The organism is Peribacillus sp. NPDC096622, from assembly GCF_044762665.1.
GTDB lineage: Bacteria > Bacillota > Bacilli > Bacillales > DSM-1321 > Peribacillus > Peribacillus frigoritolerans_B.
In genome coordinates, this window is the sequence record NZ_JBIWES010000005.1 from 212,786 (window position 1) to 230,791 (window position 18,006).

Consider the following 18,006-nt stretch of genomic DNA (forward strand, 5'->3'; position numbering starts at 1 on the left):
TATATACTAATAAACATTCTAGGAGGAAGGCACATGAACCTTAACAGGCTTGCCAAACAAGCAACAGTAATAACACTTAGTACAGTTATCTTATTAGGAGGAAGTCGCTCAGAGACTTTCGCGGCAGCAAAGGACCCATTAGATCACAATGAAAAGTATGGCACTTCACAAATCACTCGTTACGACATGCAAAAAATGATTAATCAGCAAGGCGATGAGAAGTTTACAGTTCCCAAGTTTGACGAATCAACAATAAAAAACATTCCCTCTGCAAAAAAGTATGACAAATCAGGTAATTTAATCGATATGGATGTATGGGATACTTGGCCATTACAAAACGCTGATGGTACAGTGGCAGAATATAAGGGCTATCATATTGTATTTGGATTAGCTGGAGACCCTAAAAATGGTAGTGACACGTTCATTTACTTGTTCTACAAAAAAGTTGGAGAAACATCCATCGATGCTTGGAAAAATGCTGGTAGAGTATTTGATGATAATGATAAGAATGTTCCAAATGATCCTTATTTAAAAAATCAAGCAGAAGAGTGGTCCGGTTCTGCAACCTTCACATCTGATGGAGAAGTTCGCTTATTCTATACAAATCGCGGACAGTTTTCACCAGATTCTAAGCAATACGGTAAACAAACATTAACAACAGCTCAAGTAAACTTATCTGAGTCAGGTGCTAATACATTGCAAGTGGATGGCGTAGAAGATTACAAATCCATCTATGAAGGTGGAGACAGCAAGTTTTATCAATCACATGATAAAGCTTTCGGTGATGAAAATTTTAGTGATAATCATACATTGAGAGATCCTCACTATATTGAAGATAAGGGTCGTAAATACCTTGTTTTTGAAGCGAATACTGGGACTGAATATGGTTACCAAGGAGAAGAATCACTTTACAACAGAGCTTACTATGGCAACAGCAATAAATTCTTCCAAGCTGAAAAGGATAAACTTCTGCAAAGCTCTAAAAAAGGGTTAGCTGAATTAGCAAATGGTGCAATTGGCATCATTGAAATAAACGATGATTATACATTAAAAAACGAAATGAAACCCTTGATTGTTTCGAATACAGTAACAGATGAAATTGAACGTCCTAACATATTTAAAAAAGACGGCAAATGGTATTTATTCACAAGTACAAGAGGATCTAAAATGACCATTGATGGAATTGATGATAAAGATATTTACATGTTAGGCTACGTGGCAAATTCTTTAACTGGCCCATACAAACCATTAAATAAAACAGGAATTGTCTTACACCAAGATCTTAATCCTTATGATATTACTTGGACGTACGCTCACTATGCTATCCCACAACAGGAAAGCGATAATGTAGTTATCACAAGTTACATGACAAATAGAGGTTATTTTAAAGACCATAAATCCACCTTTGCCCCAAGTTTTTCACTTAACATTGAAGGGCCAAATACAGCTGTGATAGAAGATAGCATTCAGGAACAGGGTCAACTAACGAATAACGAATAACCCCGAGGTTTTATAAAATTAACAAAAAAAAGAAAATGTCTGTAAAATTGACATTTTCTTTTTTTAATTTAAATAAGTTTTACATTATCTTAGGAACAAAATAGGAAAAATAAAAGCGTGGTGATTTACTTGGACAAAATGGTTTTTAATAAGAAAGGTTTTAAGTCGTTGCCTGTATTCATACTTGGATTGTTTATTGCCGGATTATTAGTCTATTTAGTCAAATCAACTTTACCAGTTAAGCATGAAGAGGAATCGTATCGAGCTAACTACCATTTCACTGTACCTGACAAATGGAAAAACGATCCTCAGAGGCCGATTTTTATTGATGGAGAGTACCATTACTTTTACCTCTATAATGGGGATTATCCGGATGGAAATGGAACAGAATGGCGTCATTCAACCTCAAAAGACTTGGTGCATTGGAGTGATCAAGGAATAGCCATTCCGAAATATACCAATGATAATGGAGATCCTTGGTCGGGATCAGTCGTTGTGGACAAGGAAAATACGGCAGGCTTTGGAAAAGATGCTCTTGTGGCAATGGTTACGCAGCCCTCCAAGGATGGCGGTAAACAGGAACAATTTCTATGGTATAGTACGGACAACGGTAAAACATTTACCTCCTACAGTGATGATCCTATCATTTCAAATCCAGGAACGAAAGATTTTAGAGATCCAAAAATCATCTGGGATGACAATGATCATAAATGGATAATGGTCATGGCTGAAGGAACAAAAATAGGTTTTTATAAGTCTCACAATCTAAAAGATTGGCAGTATATGAGCAGTTTTGTCACGAAAAACATAGGTATTGTCGAGTGCCCGGACCTTTATTTGTTACGGGCGGATGATGGGACTTTAAAATGGGTTCTTGGTGTCAGTGCTAATGGCCAATCGAATGGTAAACCAAACACATACGCCTATTGGACTGGAAGCTTTGATGGAATGGAATTCTTCCCAGATTATAATGAACCGCAATGGTTAGATTATGGCTTCGATTGGTATGGTGGAGTTACATTTGAAGATGGGACAGAAAGCGATAAATATAACAAACGGTATGCTCTAGCTTGGATGAATAATTGGGCCTATGCCGATAATACTCCGACCCTAAAAGAAGACTTTAATGGAATGGATTCCATCGTTCGCCAAATCGGGCTAAAACATGCAGGCAACAACCTATATTATTTATCTTCACAACCTATCGAAGCATTGAAAGAATTGACGAGTGCAACGGATTCTTATGAAAAAATTGAAGTGAATGGTTCCAAAACACTAGATGTAAAAGGTGATGTATATCAATTGGAGACCGATATCAATTGGTCAGACATAAACAATGTAGGCTTAAGGCTTCGGGAATCAGAAGATCAAACACGCCACATTGACGTAGGAATTTTTGTAGAAGAAAACTACTCTTATGTCAATCGAACTTTTACCGAACACCCTGACGAAAGTAATCAATATATTAAAAGTATTGCTCCATATGATTCTAGCAAGAAACATGTTCACTTAAAGATCCTCATTGATAAAACAAGTATTGAGGTGTTTGTGGATGATGGAAAGATTGCACATTCAAATTTAATATTCCCTGAATTTGATGATAAAGGAATCTCCCTCTTCACAGAGGGAGGCAAAGCGGTCTTTAATAATATTAAGATCAAACACATCGGTTCTATTAATTGAATATCATTTATGAATGACGATACTATGGTTTATACTTTGACCACTATTCACCATGTCTACCCTAAATTCTTCAAATAGGAGTAATAACGAAAAGCCGGATTCAACAAGTATTGAAATCCGGCTTTTCGCTATGGCTGAGAGGCTTCTTACAAGGGGAAAGCTGTTGAATCAATTACTATCCCACCCGTTTGGTGGTCGGTTTATGATGATTAACGATAGTTAACTTCAGTAAATAACCCGTGCCATACAAAGGTACTTGTAGAAGCTACTGACCACAATATGTAAGTGGAAGCTGTCCCTCCCTCTCCATTGTGTCTTTATGAATCTATTTGTATTTGAGTTACTTCAACTTGTAAACTTCCTGACTACTACATATTCATTTATAGCCATGGCGAATTAAGAAGGTAGTTGATTAAGAATTAGGGCATCTGTCAAAAGCGGATGCCTTTCTCTTCTTTAGGAGTCATGTTAACCCTATCTCCCGTTTTCGTTTCTGTTTTAATAACGCAGGCTTTTGAACTTGCTGTGAGAGTGCGGTACATTCAGCAAATGAAAACTGTTTACACCCTTTACAACGGTTCTCATCCAGTTTGGATAAAGCTTTATTGATGGCATCACCCGTATTGGTAAAGAACTGTTCCTCACCAACCAGTTTAATAAATCCGGTTTTTCTCAGCATTTCTTTAGGTTCCTGTTGAATTCCGGAAATCAACACTTGTAGGTTATGAACCTTGAATTGCTTCACGATGTCGGTTAGCAGTGCTTCTCCCGATGTATCGATAAATGACACATTGCTCATTCTTAATAAGAGGACTTTTGGTTTTGATCGCATTATTTCCTCGATTTCTTCTTGCAGCCTTTCGATTGTGCCAAAGAATAAAGGTCCTTCTATCGTATAAATGTTAATCTGCGGGCAGCTTGAACCTTGTTGCACCATTTCTGGTTTAACTAGTTTATCAGCTGGATCTGGTAATACCTTTGATAATTTCAATGTACCGCTCATCAGTTTAACGAACGATAGAATGGCTAATAGTAATCCGATCCCGACGCCTGTTGTCAGGTCAATCAATACGGTTAACACGAAGGTAACGATCAATACGGCCGAGTCCATGGTTTTGGCTTTTAAGATATGCAAGAATTCTTTTCGTTCGCTCATGTTCCATGCAACGAACATAAGAATGGGTGCCATGCTGGCCAAAGGAATGGCCGAAGCATAAGGAGCCAAACTGACTAACACCAGCAATACCACCAACCCATGAATCACGCCTGATATCGGGGAAACTGCACCGTTTTTAATATTCGTTGCGGTACGGGCGATGGCACCTGTAGCCGGAATGCCTCCAAATAAAGGCGTAATCATATTGGTCAATCCTTGTCCCATCAGCTCTTTATTGCTGTTATGTTTACTGTTGGTCATGCCGTCTGCCACTACAGCGGATAAGAGTGATTCAATTCCTCCAAGCATGGCAATGACCAAAGCAGCCGGAAGGAGTTCAATCACCAGACCGCCAGTGATATGGGGAAACTGAAAATGGGGCAATGCATTAGGAATGGCGCCATAAGCCGATCCTATTGTCGCTACCTGACCTGGAAAGAATAAGCTGGCGACTAGAGTTGATACAATCAATCCCAGCAATGCTCCAGGGATTTTCGGTAAATATTTTGGAGTTAATATGACGAGAGTTAAACTTATGATAGCTACCAGTACACTATAGATATTCACTGTATTGAAGTTCAATAAGATTTCTTTCATATTTAATAGAAAGGCTTCTTCTTTTTTTAAGTTACTGAGTCCAAAGAAATTGGCAATCTGCCCAGAGAAGATAATCACAGCAATTCCAGCTGTAAAGCCGATGGTAACTGGACGCGGAATAAACTTGATGAATCTTCCCAGTTTGAAGACGCCTAAAAGAAAAATCATGATACCTGCCAGGAAACCGGCGATTAACAGTTTTTCATACCCGTACTGCATGACCACCCCTAACAAGACCGGGACAAAGGCTCCAGTCGGGCCTGCAATTTGATATTTCGAACCGCCAAAAAGGGAGACCATGATTCCTGCAATGATCGATGTGTACAGTCCGTATTCCGGTCTTACTCCAGATGCAATGGCAAAAGCCATCGCTAAAGGTATTGCCACTATCCCAACTACCACCCCGGCAACCAGGTCTTTCTGAAAATGGCCTAAGTTATATCCTTCAAGCCTGCTAGAACTCATCATTTTATCGCTCCTTCTTTTATTGAAGTATGCATTTCGTCCTTGCTGACAATGTTGCTATATCCATCTATGATTCGATCCAGTTTACCCGTTTCGGGATGGATGACCATACCGTGAACGGCAATGGAATCCGGTAATAATGGGTGGTTTTTGATCAAACTGACACTATTCCTTACACTCTCCTCAACGCATTGAAAACCTGTCAGCCACTTTGATAAATCAATACCAGAGTTTGTAAGAATATCAATTTGCTCCTGACTGACTTTCTTCTGCTTTGCGGCATCAAGCAGTGAAGAGGATTGAAGCCCCACCATACCGCAACCGTGATGTCCGATCACACACACTTCCTCCACTTTTAGCTCATAAATGGCGACAAGGATACTGCGCATAATGCTGCCAAAGGGATGGGAAACAATAGCTCCAGCGTTTTTAATGATTTTCGCATCTCCATTTCTTAACCCCATCGCCTTTGGAAGCAATTCCAACAGACGGGTATCCATGCACGTTATGATGACGATCTTTTTATCTGGATACTTTGTCGTTTGAAACCTTTCATATTTGTTTTGATCGACAAACGTCTTGTTGTAATCCAGAATGCTAGAAATAACTGACATTACTTATTCCCCTTTCTCTTGCAAATCTTTGTTAAGGTGTTGAAATATGTATGTACAATAATCCAGATGCCTTTCATCCACCCAACTTATTTGGCCCTGTTTTATCATTGGTGCTTTATTCCATGTTAGAGATATTAAATTAGAGTTAAATGATAGAAGGATTAGAAATTGGTGAGAATTATTACAGTTCCTTCTCTTTTCTTTTGCATTTTTCTTACCCACCAAAGCCAAAAAGGGTGATGCATATTAGACAGCTAGTATGCATCACCCTTTTTTGGATATATTTAATTGAGCCACTATTTTATTCTGGCCCATCATTATCGTTCTCTTCATCATCTTCCCATGTGATTGTTTTTACTTCTTTTGTGTAACCGTCCACTTGAACGACTGCGTCTCGATCGTTCTCTAATTCAACTTCGACCAAATAATAAGGTGTCTGATCTGAAGGTTGATAAAATTCTGTATCGTCACCTGTTCCTTTTACATGTTTTTCGGCAATCGCAATTGCTTCTTTTTCTGTAATGATACTATCTGCCACCATTGTCGAGTCAATTATAGCTCCTGTATATGGGTCGAGTATTAAGGTAATTTTTTCGTTATTCTTATTTACCACTGCTTTATAAAAGGAGTTGTCTTTCTCCTGCACAAAATCGATTTGTTCCAGGTCACCTTGTGAGGAAATACGTTCCTTTATTTCATTTTGGGTCAGTTGCTTTTGGGGTATTTTTTCCGCCGTTTCTTCAGCTGCATGACCTATGGTTTCTTTTTTTATAGAACGAACTTCCCCGCTTTTCGCATCCATCCTAATTTGATATACCCCGGTTTCAAGCTGCATTTCAATCTGATATTCTTCACCTTCACTTTTCGTTGTCTTTATAATGGTTCCAGGAAATTTATCCTTTGCTGTCTGGTTCACTTCTTCTTTCGTCAAACTTTCCGCGGATAATGATGGAGCCCACCATTGAAATCCGACGAATGATAGCAGACCAAAAACGAGAGTCGATCCGGCAGTTATCAGCACTTTTCTAATCTTCATCGTATCCCCCATCCAACGTCATTCTGGCTTAATTAAATAAAAGAGTAACGATTGTTCCCCTGCCTTCGAGACTATCCATTTCAATCCGTACATCTATTGCATCAGCAATTTCCTTTGCCATGGAAAGCCCCAATCCTGATCCGCCTTGCTTTCTGTTTCTTGCTTCATCTACACGATAAAAGCGATCGAACACTTTTGGCAATTCAGCCTTTGGAATTCCATCCCCTCTGTCTTCGATGCGGATATATGCTTCATTACTTGTTTGTCCTATGTAGACGGAGATTAGCTCATCACTATACTTTCTTGCATTGTCTAAAAAAATAAACAAAAGCTGTTTTAACTTTTGAACGTCCGTCACTGCTTCAATTGCATCTCCACTATAAATCTCGACTGTCCGATTGTACGCATTTTTATATACTTTCGCTAACTCTGCCATGATATCGGTCAGATTGACGTTATCCTTCTCTATATTCCATTTTTCCTGATGCTTTGCAAGCAGGAGCATTTGCTCTGTCATCTCTCTCATTCTAATGGCTTCAGAATGAATGGCCTCTATTGATTCATCAAACAAATCAGGTCGCTCCATCCCTTTTCTTTTCAAAAGGCTTGCATAGCTTTCGATGACAGTTAGCGGTGTTTTTAATTCATGTGAAGCATTCGATACGAATTGCTCCTGTTTTTCGAAGTTGGCTTGCAGCAAATCGATCATGTGATTAAAGGTTTTTCCCATTTCCACAAGTTCATCTTTTGATTTTTCTTCTAGGTTAAGTCGCTTAAATTGGCCGCTTGTTTGAATCTCCTTCATCGTATCAATCATCGATCGGATCGGACGGGCGATGAAGTTACTAAGAATAGTGCTTGATACCAGAACAGGTATCATGGCAATGATGGTTACAGCGATTAATACGATGCGCAGAACAGCGAGCATTTCTTCGGTTGCTGAAATGCTTTTGGTGATTTGAAGATTAACTACACTTCCATCCCCCCAAACGATCGGGTTTGAAACGAATACATATTTTTTCTGATGATAAGTGATGATCTCGCGCTTCTCACCGGGGTAAAAGCTGCTATTTCGATTGCTTAATTGTTTTTCAGAATTGGATGTAACAGCTGTTCCTTTTCGTTGACCTTCGTTTACAATACCAATCATGCCATCTATAGGCCGATAGGCTCGAAGTAAACCATTTGGAGATATATTATTAACATTTTTACTAACATCAAAGGCAATTTTCCCTGTCTCCGCTTTCGCACGATTAAGTTCATTCACCATCATCAGGTTACTGAAAACAAAATAAATGGAAACATTCATCAATAGGAGCAGGAAAATGAATAACACCGCTGTATATAAATTTATTTTCTTGCGAAGTCTCATTTTGCATCTCTCATGACGTAGCCAACGCCCCTTACGGTATGAATAAGCGGCGTTTCAAATCCATGTTCGAGCTTTTTGCGAACATATCGGATATATACATCCACCACGTTTGTTTCTCCATGGAAATCATACCCCCAAACCGCTTCCAGAATTTGATCACGGCTTAGCACTTGACGCTTATTCTTCAGTAAATAAAGAAGTAGATCATACTCCTTTGGCGTCAGTTCAATTTGACTTTCCCCCCTGATGACTTCGCGTGTTTTGACATTCACTTTTAAATCAGCAGTATTTATCCATCCATCGATTTCAGTTTCCATCGAAGGTGCAGCAGGCCGCATTCTTAAAACCGCGCGAATTCGGGCAAGCAATTCCTCAATTTGGAAAGGTTTAGTGATATAGTCATTCGCGCCGAGATCAAGACCGGAAACTTTATCTTCAACCGAGCCTTTTGCCGTTAACAGGATGACAGGAGTGAAACTATTTTTCGTTCGAATTTTCCGAAGCAGCTCGATCCCGCTTATGCCCGGAAGCATCACATCCAATAAGATCAAATCCCACTTTTTTGATCGATACGCTTCAAGGGCTTCCTTGCCGTCCATTGCCTTTCCGACTTGGTAGCCTTCGATTTCAAGCTCCAATTCAAGCAGTCTTAAGATCTTTTCTTCGTCTTCCACGATCAGTACTGATTCTTTATTCATTTTGGAAGTCCTCCTTTTGTGTGGGACTGTCCCCATTTATGTATTCTGTCAAACAAAGATACTACAGATGGAATACGATGAAAATAGTGTATTATGACGAGTTTAATAGGTGAATGATTTGCTTCCGGCGATGAGTCTCGCTAAAGGTAATCCTGCAAAGCTATCTTTCTAAACTACGGAATCAATTTAAATAGCCATATTCTTTTACGAAAGAATATGGCTTTATTTATTCAATATGTAGGTTGATTAAGCAATGATCTTATTAAAGCATCGCGCCGGTTTGTTGAACAAGATTTCAATTAATATCCCCTAAATAAACTGGAGACTTTAGATTATCAACATGCTGTATGATATATTTCCTTAGTTCTTTAGGATATATCCTATACTGAAGTAAATCATTAATATGTATCCATTCTACCCCTACTTGGTGACTATCTGGATTGGTAGGCGATTTATAATTCTTCTCAATTACCAGGTTGCAAACAAAATAGTATTCAACTTGGTGAACATTAAAATCGAATGAAGAATGCTCGTGGTTTTTTCCTATATACTCACGAATATGAAGCAGCTCTCCAATTTCCACTTCTTTTCCAACCTCTTCAATACACTCTCTTAATAATGCGTTATGAATGGTTTCGCCGTGTTCTTGACCACCGCCAGGGAAAAGGTAAAAATACCCCTAATCATCTTGATTTTTCGTTAATAAAATCTTATCTCCACTAATTATAATAGCTTTTGCTGAGTTCCTAATACTCATGAGCATCCCCCTCCAAAACATCTCCTGCATTTCACCTAAATCCTATTCAATTATCTAGCCCCATGTTGACCAAAGATCCAAACACCACAATCCTGCCGATTTAGCGCAATAAGAAAAAGGGCTGCCGAAGCAACTCCCTTATTGATGTAGCATTATTCACTTGATACAGACCAGTTAATAGCTAAGAAGTCCTTTTTAACGTTAGGTGTTATTCTCTAAATAACTCTATCGTGGCCATTTTTTTCTCCTTTTGTTGCCTTGATATCCTCTACCAGCATGTCAACATGTTCTTTTTTCGTAGCCCAACTGGTACAAAATCTCACAGCACTGTGTGTAGCATCGACTTTTTCCCAGAAGGAGAATGAATATTTTTTGCCTAATTCCAAAATTACATCTTCCGGCAAGATGGGAAATTGCTGATTTGATGTGGAATCATATCGTAATGAATATCCACTTTCAACAAATGCTTCTCGAATCATCATTGACATTTCCACGGCATGTTTAGAAATTTCATGGTATAAGCCATCTTCAAATAATGTTTCAAACTGGATCCCCAAAAGTCTCCCTTTAGCCAGCATTCCTCCCTTTTGCTTGATGAAATAGCGGAAGTCCTTTTTCAGGGCATCATTCATGATGACTGCCGCTTCACCAAACATTGCCCCAACTTTCGTTCCCCCTATATAGAACACATCACATAGCCTTGCAACATCCGCCAAGGTTATATCGCTGTCTTTCGAAGCCAAGCCATATCCTAATCTAGCGCCATCCAATACCAATGGCAAACCACATTCCCGGCAAACTCTACTTAACGCCTCCAATTCGGCTTTACTATAAGTCGTTCCATTTTCTGTAGGGTTAGAAATGTAAACCAAACCTGGCTGTACCATATGCTCATGAGTAACATCATTCCAGTGAGCATCATATAATTCTTTCACTTGTTCAGCTTGAATTTTTCCATCATCGCTCGGCAAAGTAAGCACTTTATGACCAGTGGCTTCAATTGCCCCTGTTTCATGCACCGCGATATGACCGGTAATTGCAGCAACTGCCCCTTGATGCGGCCGCAAAATTGACGCGATAATAGTTGTATTCGTTTGTGTTCCTCCGACTAAAAAGTGTATATCCGCATTCGCGGCATCACACTCTTTTCGAATGTAAGCTCTCGCTTTTTCACAGTGTTCATCCACTCCATATCCGGGTGTTTGTTCTTCATTGGTTTCTATTAATCGTTTCAGAATTCGCTTATGAGCACCTTCTGTATAATCATTTTCAAAACGTATCATCCTATAATCTCCCCAAACCATCCAATTTCTTCTGAATGAACATCATAGAAGCATGGATTTCTTTTATTTCATTTTGTGATAATCCTTGGAATAACCTCACTAATTGTTCATCAGATCTATCATTAAGCTGGTTAAAAACAGTCATCCCTTCAGGAGTCAGCCGAATCAGAATCGTTCTGTTATCCAAGGTCGAGTTTTCCTTCATAACCAGTCCATCTTTTCTTAACTTGTTAATTATTCTGCTCATATAGCTGCGATCAATTTCCAGTTTATCAACTAAATTGTTTGCGATACACTGCTCCATCAAACCGATTTCTAAAATTACCCGTGCCTCAGTGAAAGAATATCCTGTATCCAAAATATGCTTATCCAACACACCAAGTATATTCGTATAAAATCTGTTGAATTGCCGGATATCAGCAATGGTATTTTTATTTATATTCATTATTGACTTCCTTTTTAGTGGACTTTATCAACTAATACTTTATTGTTATTAGTGGACTTTGTCAACATTTTTTATAAATCTTTCCATGATCAATCGATACCACTAGTTTGACCAATTTCAAAAATTTCACTTTTAGAGCTGATTTTCTTTTTTATTCATCGTCCAAAATCCTTCCCTTTATAGGTAAGTTCCTCTAATTGAACGAACCCTCCCCTTTTGTGCCATAAGAAAAAGGCTGCCTCAGCAACCTGTATTATTGAACGAACGCACTTTTAATCCAACAAGGTTTTTACCTTTTTTAACCAAATGGCATTGTCATTTATTTATGATACGGATCACCGCACCTATTCAAGCAGTGATTTTTTTAAAACTTTTAATTTTACACTTCTACTTTAAATCGACGCTGCTGAGGAAGCAGCTGTTTGATCAGCCTTCACACAATCAATTGCAACAACGAGTGCAATAATAATGGTTTCCATCTCTTCATCTATTATTTGAACCTTGTAGCTATCGCCCCAAGTGAACCACTCTTTGCCCACTTTACCTACGATTTTACCATGCTGTAAAACTTGAAAATCCATATCCTACCAATTACCATGTACTTCAATGCCTGCCGCATCCATTGTATATCGTGCTTTTACGAAGGAAAATTCCTTCTTTATTGTTAATACCTCTCGACCATTCACCTCAACCAAAAACTTTGGTAAAAAGCTGAACACCTTTTTCGTAATGAGTGCTACTTCATCTCTTGCTGTATTCATAATGGAGAAAGTCTTTGGAACTTGCATAAAACTTCCCTCCACGTAATATATATCCTTCTCCTGCTGATCCTTTACTGTAAATTTCCCGCTAAGACTGAATACTTTCTGCTTTATATAAAGCTGCCTCATACTTATGCCTCCCAACCTTAAGCCTTTTACATTACTTACGTTTGAAATGGCCATTGGTTCCAATCTTATGCATTAAATTCCAAATAATAGCTCCACTCAAAAGCGCCTTCTTTTCGGTACACTATTTATCCTTAACTAATTTACCTTTTTTAAAGTCTGCAATTCTTCCTTCGCAATCTGGCCCAATTGTTGAACAACTACTTATGTGCTCTTGAACTATCCTGCCCCGATAGTTCATTAAGGAAAACCAAAATCAAGTATTGATTTCGGTTTATCATTTGTATAAACGATTAAACTTTATTCAAAATGGTACGACTTGATTTTAAAACTAGATCTTTAATGATCAAACAGTTATATGTAAAACCTTAGTTACCATAATCAGCGTTCTAGGGACCTATATAATTGATCTAGAAATATTCTAGTTGTAAACCTACTCCCACTTCCTCTATATCAGCAACTGTGGATAGAGCTATCTTAGAATGTAAATCTGTACAATGAGAAGCGTGAAGCTTATTGGGTCTAAGTTCTTTTATATACTTTACAGTGTTCTCTAATTGAAAATTTGATGGATTCAATAAGTGAAATCCTCCTATTACATCTACTATTCTTTCTTCCTCACATACTTCTTTAGCATATTCAATAATGTTACATATTCCAGAATGAGCACATCCTACCATAATAACTAGCCCTTCAGATGATTTATATACTAATGCAGTATCATCAAAAACATAATCGTCAAATTCTTCTTTTGTAGTGGCAACTTTTCCGATAACTTCTTTACCTTCAAAATCAAATTTTCTCTTAATTTCACCTAAAAACACTAATTTATCTGTCAGCCAAAATGGTTGTTTAGATAAGCGAATAGGGAAATGTCTGCTTAATTTATTGTAAGATAAGATACTTCCTATCTCACCTACTGAATCCAGTAATTTGCTTTCAAAAACTAAAGGATGACCAATGATTGTAGGCGTATTATGTATTATGAGCTCACCTTTTGCTTCCATATGCAACCTAATTAAATGCGCGACTCCCCATGTATGATCGACATGTCCGTGTGATAAGGCAACCCAATCTAAGTCCCTTAGATCAATTCTCATCTTCTCTGCATTTTTTATAAAAGCATCAGAGTATCCAGTATCAAATAAAATCCGTTTATTACCCTCTTCAATAAAAAAAGAAAGTGCTGGTTCTCCGAAGAAGTAGCGATCAATCAATGTATTATTATCTACAAGTATTGATAATTTCATATAATATCCACCTTTTTTCTATTTCCATCTATTATAACTAAGGTAGGTAATTTTTGTTAATTTATAAAGATGTAGCTTTGAAACAAGTCTGATCAAATTAATACAAGAAACCTTAATAAATGAATAAATAGAAAGAGCATGTTTTGAAAAAAGATAAATCAAAACATGCCCTTATACTATTAAATTGGATTATTCTTTTATAAAAAAGATCGATCATTTTTGTGTTCCTTATTAAAAAACCTAATTTCTCAGCATTAAATGAGAAATTAGGTTTTTTCATTAATAGAAAAAGACTTATAAGTATTTATCACTAATCACTTTCATATGGTGTAACTCGTGCCCGGCAATGCCATATGCAATGGTACCTATTGAAACTGGGCTGTTCATTACAGTTCCATTACGAACCCACGCTGCATCATCAATGGTTGAAATAAGGCTTAACGTGTTGGAACGTACCGTGTCTAAACCAGCTAGTAACTGCTCCCAGGATAATTTGTTGAAGTTTGCCGCAGAAACGTATTGATCCTGATCCATTGCTGGGAGTGGTGCACTTTCATTTCGTGCAATGGCGAGCATTCGATACGACATCACACGTTCCGAGTCGATCATATGCCCAATCACTTCTTTTAAAGTCCATTTCCCTGGTGCGTACGCCTTCCTTGCTGACTCCTCTGATACGCTGCTTAAAAGGGTAATGGTCTTAGTTCGTTGCTTACTAAGTATTTCTACAATATCTCCATCTGGCACAAGACTAACATACCTATCATGCTCTGGATTTTCAATAAATAATGGTCGTGGACGCACAAGAATCCTCCTCATCGGAATATAATTATGGTTCTAGACTAATATTCGACTGTCAAGAAGATATTTCCTTTATTTGATATTTAATTTCATTACCGCAAAATAATTGCAAATTAAACAACTTTATTATCTCTGTACAACTGATTTATGCAGTTAACATAATACGGATAATAATGGATTAATTCACTTTTCATTCCACTAATCTGCCCCGTTTGTTGAAGAAGATTTTTGATTTGTCTTTTAAGCTTGAATTGGTAAATAAATCTGTACTTCTTCATCTCCTTCCCCCATAAGGTGATATGTCTCGATAATATAAGAATCGAGATCTCTTTGATAACCTTGTTCTTCTGCCCAATTCAATAAATTTAAATGAAGTTCCCCCAAATTAGATATATTTCCTCTTGTAGTTATGTAACTTTTATTTATTTCAATATAATCCATTCCTGTTGGTACTTCATTTAATTTCTCACTCACAATTAACCCTACATAATAATGACCTATCCTATGCTCCTCATCCTTTTTAGGCTCAAATAATGCAATTTCGGTCTCTGTTGGATTTAGTATTTCGGTTGAGCGACTTAATAGTTGCTTTGCAAGCAAGGGTACTTCATTACCAAAGTTAACAAACTCTCCACTACCTTTTAATCCAACAAGCTTAAATTCTTTTTTGACCATCATAAACGACATATTAACCTCTCCATTCACGCAAGAAATCCCATAATATTCTAATTTTATTTGTTCAACAAAAAATCCTTACTTCCTGCATGGAAGTAAGGATTTCATACTGATTTTTCTGCAACTGTTATTCAACTAACTGCCCCGATAGTTCCATAAGAAAAAGAGCTGATCGTGATCGTCACAGCTCATTAAAGCTATAGCACCTTTCAGTCAAGTAACCTTCTATTGATAAAAACATATACAATTGTTAATAAAAGCAACATAGCAATTATAAGAACCGTAAATTCATAAGGATAGTCAATAAAACTATTGAAAACTACTAACAATCCTAACGGTAGAAAAAAAGTTCCACCTGTCACTGTACCTAATAAAGACTTATTTTTTATCATTTTTTCATTAAACCCTGCTAACAACCAGGTTTGTTTTTTCACAGCTACTAAGTACGATATAAGTAAAAGAGCTATACCAATAACCAATAATCCATAATCCACCTTTTCACCCCCAAAGGACCATTTTATGTCCTGCTACTTTTAATACCAACTAAAAAATGTAAAGGTTCCCTTTTATTATTTATTTTACCACAAAAAACCCATTTCCCTGATTCAACTAACCGCCCCGATAGTTCCTTAAGTGTATTTTTTCACTTTAATCCGAATGGTGATAATGCTAAGAATCGCACTTTCAAAAAGCCGCCAATTGGCGGCTTTTTAGAGTTTAAACTAACTCTAAGATTTCTTTGAAATTATTCACTACAAAATCAGCTTGTTTTAATTCATCTTCTTGAGCAAAGTCAAAGTTCACACCAACGGCAATAAGTTCATTATCCTTAGCAGCAGATATATCTGAAGAACGGTCTCCGACAACGTAACCATTTTCAATTTGATTTTTATTTTTCACCATTTGCACTAAATCTGATTTATGTCCAGATTTAATTAGTTGGATACTATATGTATTTTGAATAAATCTATCCAAATTATAAGTTTCTACAATTGCTTGTAAATATTCTATCTGTCCATTGCTGGCAATAAATAAGGGATACTTTTTACTTAACTCATTTAATGTTCTCTCCACATCAGCATATAATGCACCTTTTTGTGCTTGGATTAGTTCTATAAGCTTTTTATGAAAAATCTCATTGCTCTTTACTCGTATTTCTAGTGAGTGGTTTGGGCAAAGTGTTTCCCATACAACTGGTATAGGCACACCCATAATTTTCCTATATTGTTCAATCGGTGTTTTTGTATCCCATAAATTTTCTTTTCGTAGTACATCAAATGTTTCTTCTAGGGCAGGTTCTAAAATTAAATTCGTTTGAAATAAGGTTCCATCCATATCAAAAATAATTGCTTTACTCATTGAAATTCCCCCTCCCTCTATCTCCCATTAAAACATAATAAAATTTTAAAAAAAGAGCTGCCCTAGACAGCTCCGATCTTCAGCTAACGCACCCGTTACTTGAATTAGAAATTTAATTAGCTTTTCTTGGTCCTCTTAAAAAATAAATAACCTAAAACACCTAAAATTAATGCTATACCTCCGAAAACAATAACTTGATATATAATATCCCCTAACATAACCTGTTCCTTCTATTCTAAAAAATATTTTCCTAAATCTGTATACGAGATTTTTCTAAAAAGGTTTCAACTGATAGTTTGATTCTAAAAGTCTTATTAAACTAAACCGCCCCGATAGTTCCATTAGAAAAGGAGCTGCTGATCAGCTCCTGTAATGAAGTATCGAACCTGTTAACTTAACAAGGATCATTGGGAAGATAAATTGAAGGCTGTTTACCAACTGCACTTGTTGTATCAAATCATCTTCAAATAATTGATATTCCGATAGAAAAGATCTTGTTTGTTCGTTTAGTTGAAATGACTTCAAGTATAATTCACCCACATTTATGGTGTATTGGTTCATCAACAATGAAAAAGGCTGCCTAAGCAACCTCCATTATTGAGATTACGCTTCAATTTTGCGAGACTAATTTTAACATCTTACATGCTTGCGTTTAAAACCAAGCTTTCCTTTACCGACTTCTTTTTGAATACTTTCGTAAGCATTCAGAAAACTGCTTTTTTTCTTGTCCCGTTTGACTTCTACGATTCCTATTGCCTTAGCGGTCTCGACTGCCTTTTCATGGAGCGGCAAATATGAAATCCCCACGGTGTATAAAAAGTTATTCATAGCGGATTTCGTCCGTTCTGGCGAATCGTGAATCGTATTTTTCACAAGGTCAAGCATATTGGAAATCTTGCTTTCTGAAAATTCAACGTCTTGTCGATTCCCTAAAAGCCAACAGTAGCAACTCCAGCCGGCTGACATTCTCAGCTCTTCACCGCTTGCAATCCATTTATCAGAAACTTCTTGTGCAATATCTGATTCTGATAAAGTTACAGCCACTACGTAATCGGACAACATATAAAAATACGCAGCATCCATCCAACGATCATAATCCGACTCAGTCATGGCTTTTGGGTCTGCAATAATGCCTGCAAAGTACATTGCATCATAGTTGCCTGTCGCATAAAGCTCTTCAGCTAAACTCTGATTTATTTTTATTTTCCTTACAATTGGTTTCATGGCGCCTGTCGCCACGCCAAAGAGCGGCTCATGCGCACCATTGGATATGTACATTTTTTTAGTTCGTTCCTTGCCAAGGGCTTCAAGCTCCTGCATGACCATTTCTAAATTCATCGTTTAGCACTTCCTTCCTTATGGAGTTTCCCCTTAATATTGTGCCCATCAAATATCTATCACCATTATCCTATAACAGACTACCATTTG

At 37.3% G+C, this 18,006-nt stretch carries 16 protein-coding genes and 2 pseudogenes; 2 read left to right on the forward strand and 16 right to left on the reverse strand.

From position 1 onward, the window contains the following. The first annotated feature begins 33 nt into the window (after positions 1–33). Positions 34–1,500: a glycoside hydrolase family 68 protein gene (locus tag ACIQYG_RS12105; protein ID WP_402838284.1), complete on the forward strand. Its 1,467-nt coding sequence runs from the start codon at positions 34–36 to the stop codon at positions 1,498–1,500. Between the two features lie 138 nt (positions 1,501–1,638). After that, the gene (locus tag ACIQYG_RS12110; protein WP_402838490.1) at positions 1,639–3,183 is read left to right on the forward strand and encodes a glycoside hydrolase family 32 protein; all 1,545 of its coding nucleotides are present in this window, start codon (positions 1,639–1,641) and stop codon (positions 3,181–3,183) included. 463 nt (positions 3,184–3,646) lie between these two features. Here the strand turns inward: ACIQYG_RS12110 and ACIQYG_RS12115 are convergent, their stop codons facing one another. From ACIQYG_RS12115 to ACIQYG_RS12190, 16 genes and pseudogenes are all read right to left on the reverse strand, one after another. After that, on the reverse strand, positions 3,647–5,404 hold the full coding sequence (locus ACIQYG_RS12115; RefSeq protein ID WP_402838286.1) for a SulP family inorganic anion transporter: 1,758 nt from the start codon (positions 5,402–5,404) through the stop codon (positions 3,647–3,649). Beyond that, positions 5,401–6,015 carry a beta-class carbonic anhydrase gene (locus ACIQYG_RS12120; protein WP_402838288.1) on the reverse strand — a complete coding sequence of 205 codons (615 nt, stop codon included), beginning with the start codon at positions 6,013–6,015 and terminating at the stop codon, positions 5,401–5,403. The genes ACIQYG_RS12115 and ACIQYG_RS12120 overlap by 4 nt, the downstream gene beginning before the upstream one ends. Positions 6,016–6,316: 301 nt before the next feature. Then, positions 6,317–7,051 (reverse strand): PepSY domain-containing protein, encoded by a 735-nt coding sequence (locus ACIQYG_RS12125; protein ID WP_402838291.1) that lies wholly within the window; start codon positions 7,049–7,051, stop codon positions 6,317–6,319. A 28-nt stretch (positions 7,052–7,079) separates the two neighbouring features. Further along, positions 7,080–8,423: a sensor histidine kinase gene (locus ACIQYG_RS12130; protein WP_402838292.1), complete on the reverse strand. Its 1,344-nt coding sequence runs from the start codon at positions 8,421–8,423 to the stop codon at positions 7,080–7,082. Next, positions 8,420–9,121: a response regulator transcription factor gene (locus ACIQYG_RS12135; protein ID WP_402838294.1), complete on the reverse strand. Its 702-nt coding sequence runs from the start codon at positions 9,119–9,121 to the stop codon at positions 8,420–8,422. The genes ACIQYG_RS12130 and ACIQYG_RS12135 overlap by 4 nt, the downstream gene beginning before the upstream one ends. Positions 9,122–9,416: 295 nt before the next feature. Continuing rightward, a pseudogene (locus ACIQYG_RS12140) lies at positions 9,417–9,878 on the reverse strand (NUDIX domain-containing protein). A gap of 215 nt (positions 9,879–10,093) precedes the next feature. Beyond that, on the reverse strand, positions 10,094–11,161 hold the full coding sequence (locus ACIQYG_RS12145; protein WP_402838296.1) for a threonine aldolase family protein: 1,068 nt from the start codon (positions 11,159–11,161) through the stop codon (positions 10,094–10,096). Between the two features lies 1 nt (position 11,162). After that, complete coding sequence (locus tag ACIQYG_RS12150; RefSeq protein WP_402838492.1) at positions 11,163–11,609, reverse strand: MarR family winged helix-turn-helix transcriptional regulator; 447 nt, start codon at positions 11,607–11,609, stop codon at positions 11,163–11,165. A gap of 389 nt (positions 11,610–11,998) precedes the next feature. Then, a pseudogene (locus ACIQYG_RS12155) lies at positions 11,999–12,496 on the reverse strand (LURP-one-related/scramblase family protein). A 407-nt stretch (positions 12,497–12,903) separates the two neighbouring features. Next, positions 12,904–13,743, reverse strand: coding sequence for an MBL fold metallo-hydrolase (locus ACIQYG_RS12160; protein WP_402838298.1), 840 nt, complete (start codon positions 13,741–13,743; stop codon positions 12,904–12,906). A 294-nt stretch (positions 13,744–14,037) separates the two neighbouring features. After that, on the reverse strand, positions 14,038–14,547 hold the full coding sequence (locus tag ACIQYG_RS12165; protein ID WP_402838300.1) for a DinB family protein: 510 nt from the start codon (positions 14,545–14,547) through the stop codon (positions 14,038–14,040). A gap of 237 nt (positions 14,548–14,784) precedes the next feature. Beyond that, complete coding sequence (locus ACIQYG_RS12170; protein WP_402838302.1) at positions 14,785–15,231, reverse strand: GyrI-like domain-containing protein; 447 nt, start codon at positions 15,229–15,231, stop codon at positions 14,785–14,787. Between the two features lie 197 nt (positions 15,232–15,428). Beyond that, positions 15,429–15,713 (reverse strand): DUF3784 domain-containing protein, encoded by a 285-nt coding sequence (locus tag ACIQYG_RS12175; protein ID WP_402838303.1) that lies wholly within the window; start codon positions 15,711–15,713, stop codon positions 15,429–15,431. A 223-nt stretch (positions 15,714–15,936) separates the two neighbouring features. After that, positions 15,937–16,578: an HAD hydrolase-like protein gene (locus ACIQYG_RS12180; RefSeq protein WP_402838305.1), complete on the reverse strand. Its 642-nt coding sequence runs from the start codon at positions 16,576–16,578 to the stop codon at positions 15,937–15,939. A gap of 116 nt (positions 16,579–16,694) precedes the next feature. Continuing rightward, positions 16,695–16,796, reverse strand: a complete 102-nt coding sequence (locus ACIQYG_RS12185) for an LPXTG cell wall anchor domain-containing protein (RefSeq protein ID WP_096341107.1) — start codon at positions 16,794–16,796, stop codon at positions 16,695–16,697. Between the two features lie 412 nt (positions 16,797–17,208). Further along, a complete protein-coding gene (locus ACIQYG_RS12190; protein ID WP_402838308.1) occupies positions 17,209–17,916 on the reverse strand; it encodes a DNA alkylation repair protein in 708 nt (235 codons plus the stop codon). Positions 17,917–18,006 lie beyond the last annotated feature (90 nt).

What these genes read in the sequence shown, in the direction of transcription:
- ACIQYG_RS12105 (WP_402838284.1), top strand. Translation starts at nt 34, where the DNA reads ATGAACCTTAACAGGCTTGCCAAACAAGCAACAGTAATAACACTTAGT.
- ACIQYG_RS12110 (WP_402838490.1), top strand. Translation starts at nt 1,639, where the DNA reads ATGGTTTTTAATAAGAAAGGTTTTAAGTCGTTGCCTGTATTCATACTT.
- ACIQYG_RS12115 (WP_402838286.1), bottom strand. Translation starts at nt 5,404, where the DNA reads ATGATGAGTTCTAGCAGGCTTGAAGGATATAACTTAGGCCATTTTCAG.
- ACIQYG_RS12120 (WP_402838288.1), bottom strand. Translation starts at nt 6,015, where the DNA reads ATGTCAGTTATTTCTAGCATTCTGGATTACAACAAGACGTTTGTCGAT.
- ACIQYG_RS12125 (WP_402838291.1), bottom strand. Translation starts at nt 7,051, where the DNA reads ATGAAGATTAGAAAAGTGCTGATAACTGCCGGATCGACTCTCGTTTTT.
- ACIQYG_RS12130 (WP_402838292.1), bottom strand. Translation starts at nt 8,423, where the DNA reads ATGAGACTTCGCAAGAAAATAAATTTATATACAGCGGTGTTATTCATT.
- ACIQYG_RS12135 (WP_402838294.1), bottom strand. Translation starts at nt 9,121, where the DNA reads ATGAATAAAGAATCAGTACTGATCGTGGAAGACGAAGAAAAGATCTTA.
- ACIQYG_RS12145 (WP_402838296.1), bottom strand. Translation starts at nt 11,161, where the DNA reads ATGATACGTTTTGAAAATGATTATACAGAAGGTGCTCATAAGCGAATT.
- ACIQYG_RS12160 (WP_402838298.1), bottom strand. Translation starts at nt 13,743, where the DNA reads ATGAAATTATCAATACTTGTAGATAATAATACATTGATTGATCGCTAC.
- ACIQYG_RS12170 (WP_402838302.1), bottom strand. Translation starts at nt 15,231, where the DNA reads ATGTCGTTTATGATGGTCAAAAAAGAATTTAAGCTTGTTGGATTAAAA.
- ACIQYG_RS12180 (WP_402838305.1), bottom strand. Translation starts at nt 16,578, where the DNA reads ATGAGTAAAGCAATTATTTTTGATATGGATGGAACCTTATTTCAAACG.
- ACIQYG_RS12185 (WP_096341107.1), bottom strand. Translation starts at nt 16,796, where the DNA reads ATGTTAGGGGATATTATATATCAAGTTATTGTTTTCGGAGGTATAGCA.
- ACIQYG_RS12190 (WP_402838308.1), bottom strand. Translation starts at nt 17,916, where the DNA reads ATGAATTTAGAAATGGTCATGCAGGAGCTTGAAGCCCTTGGCAAGGAA.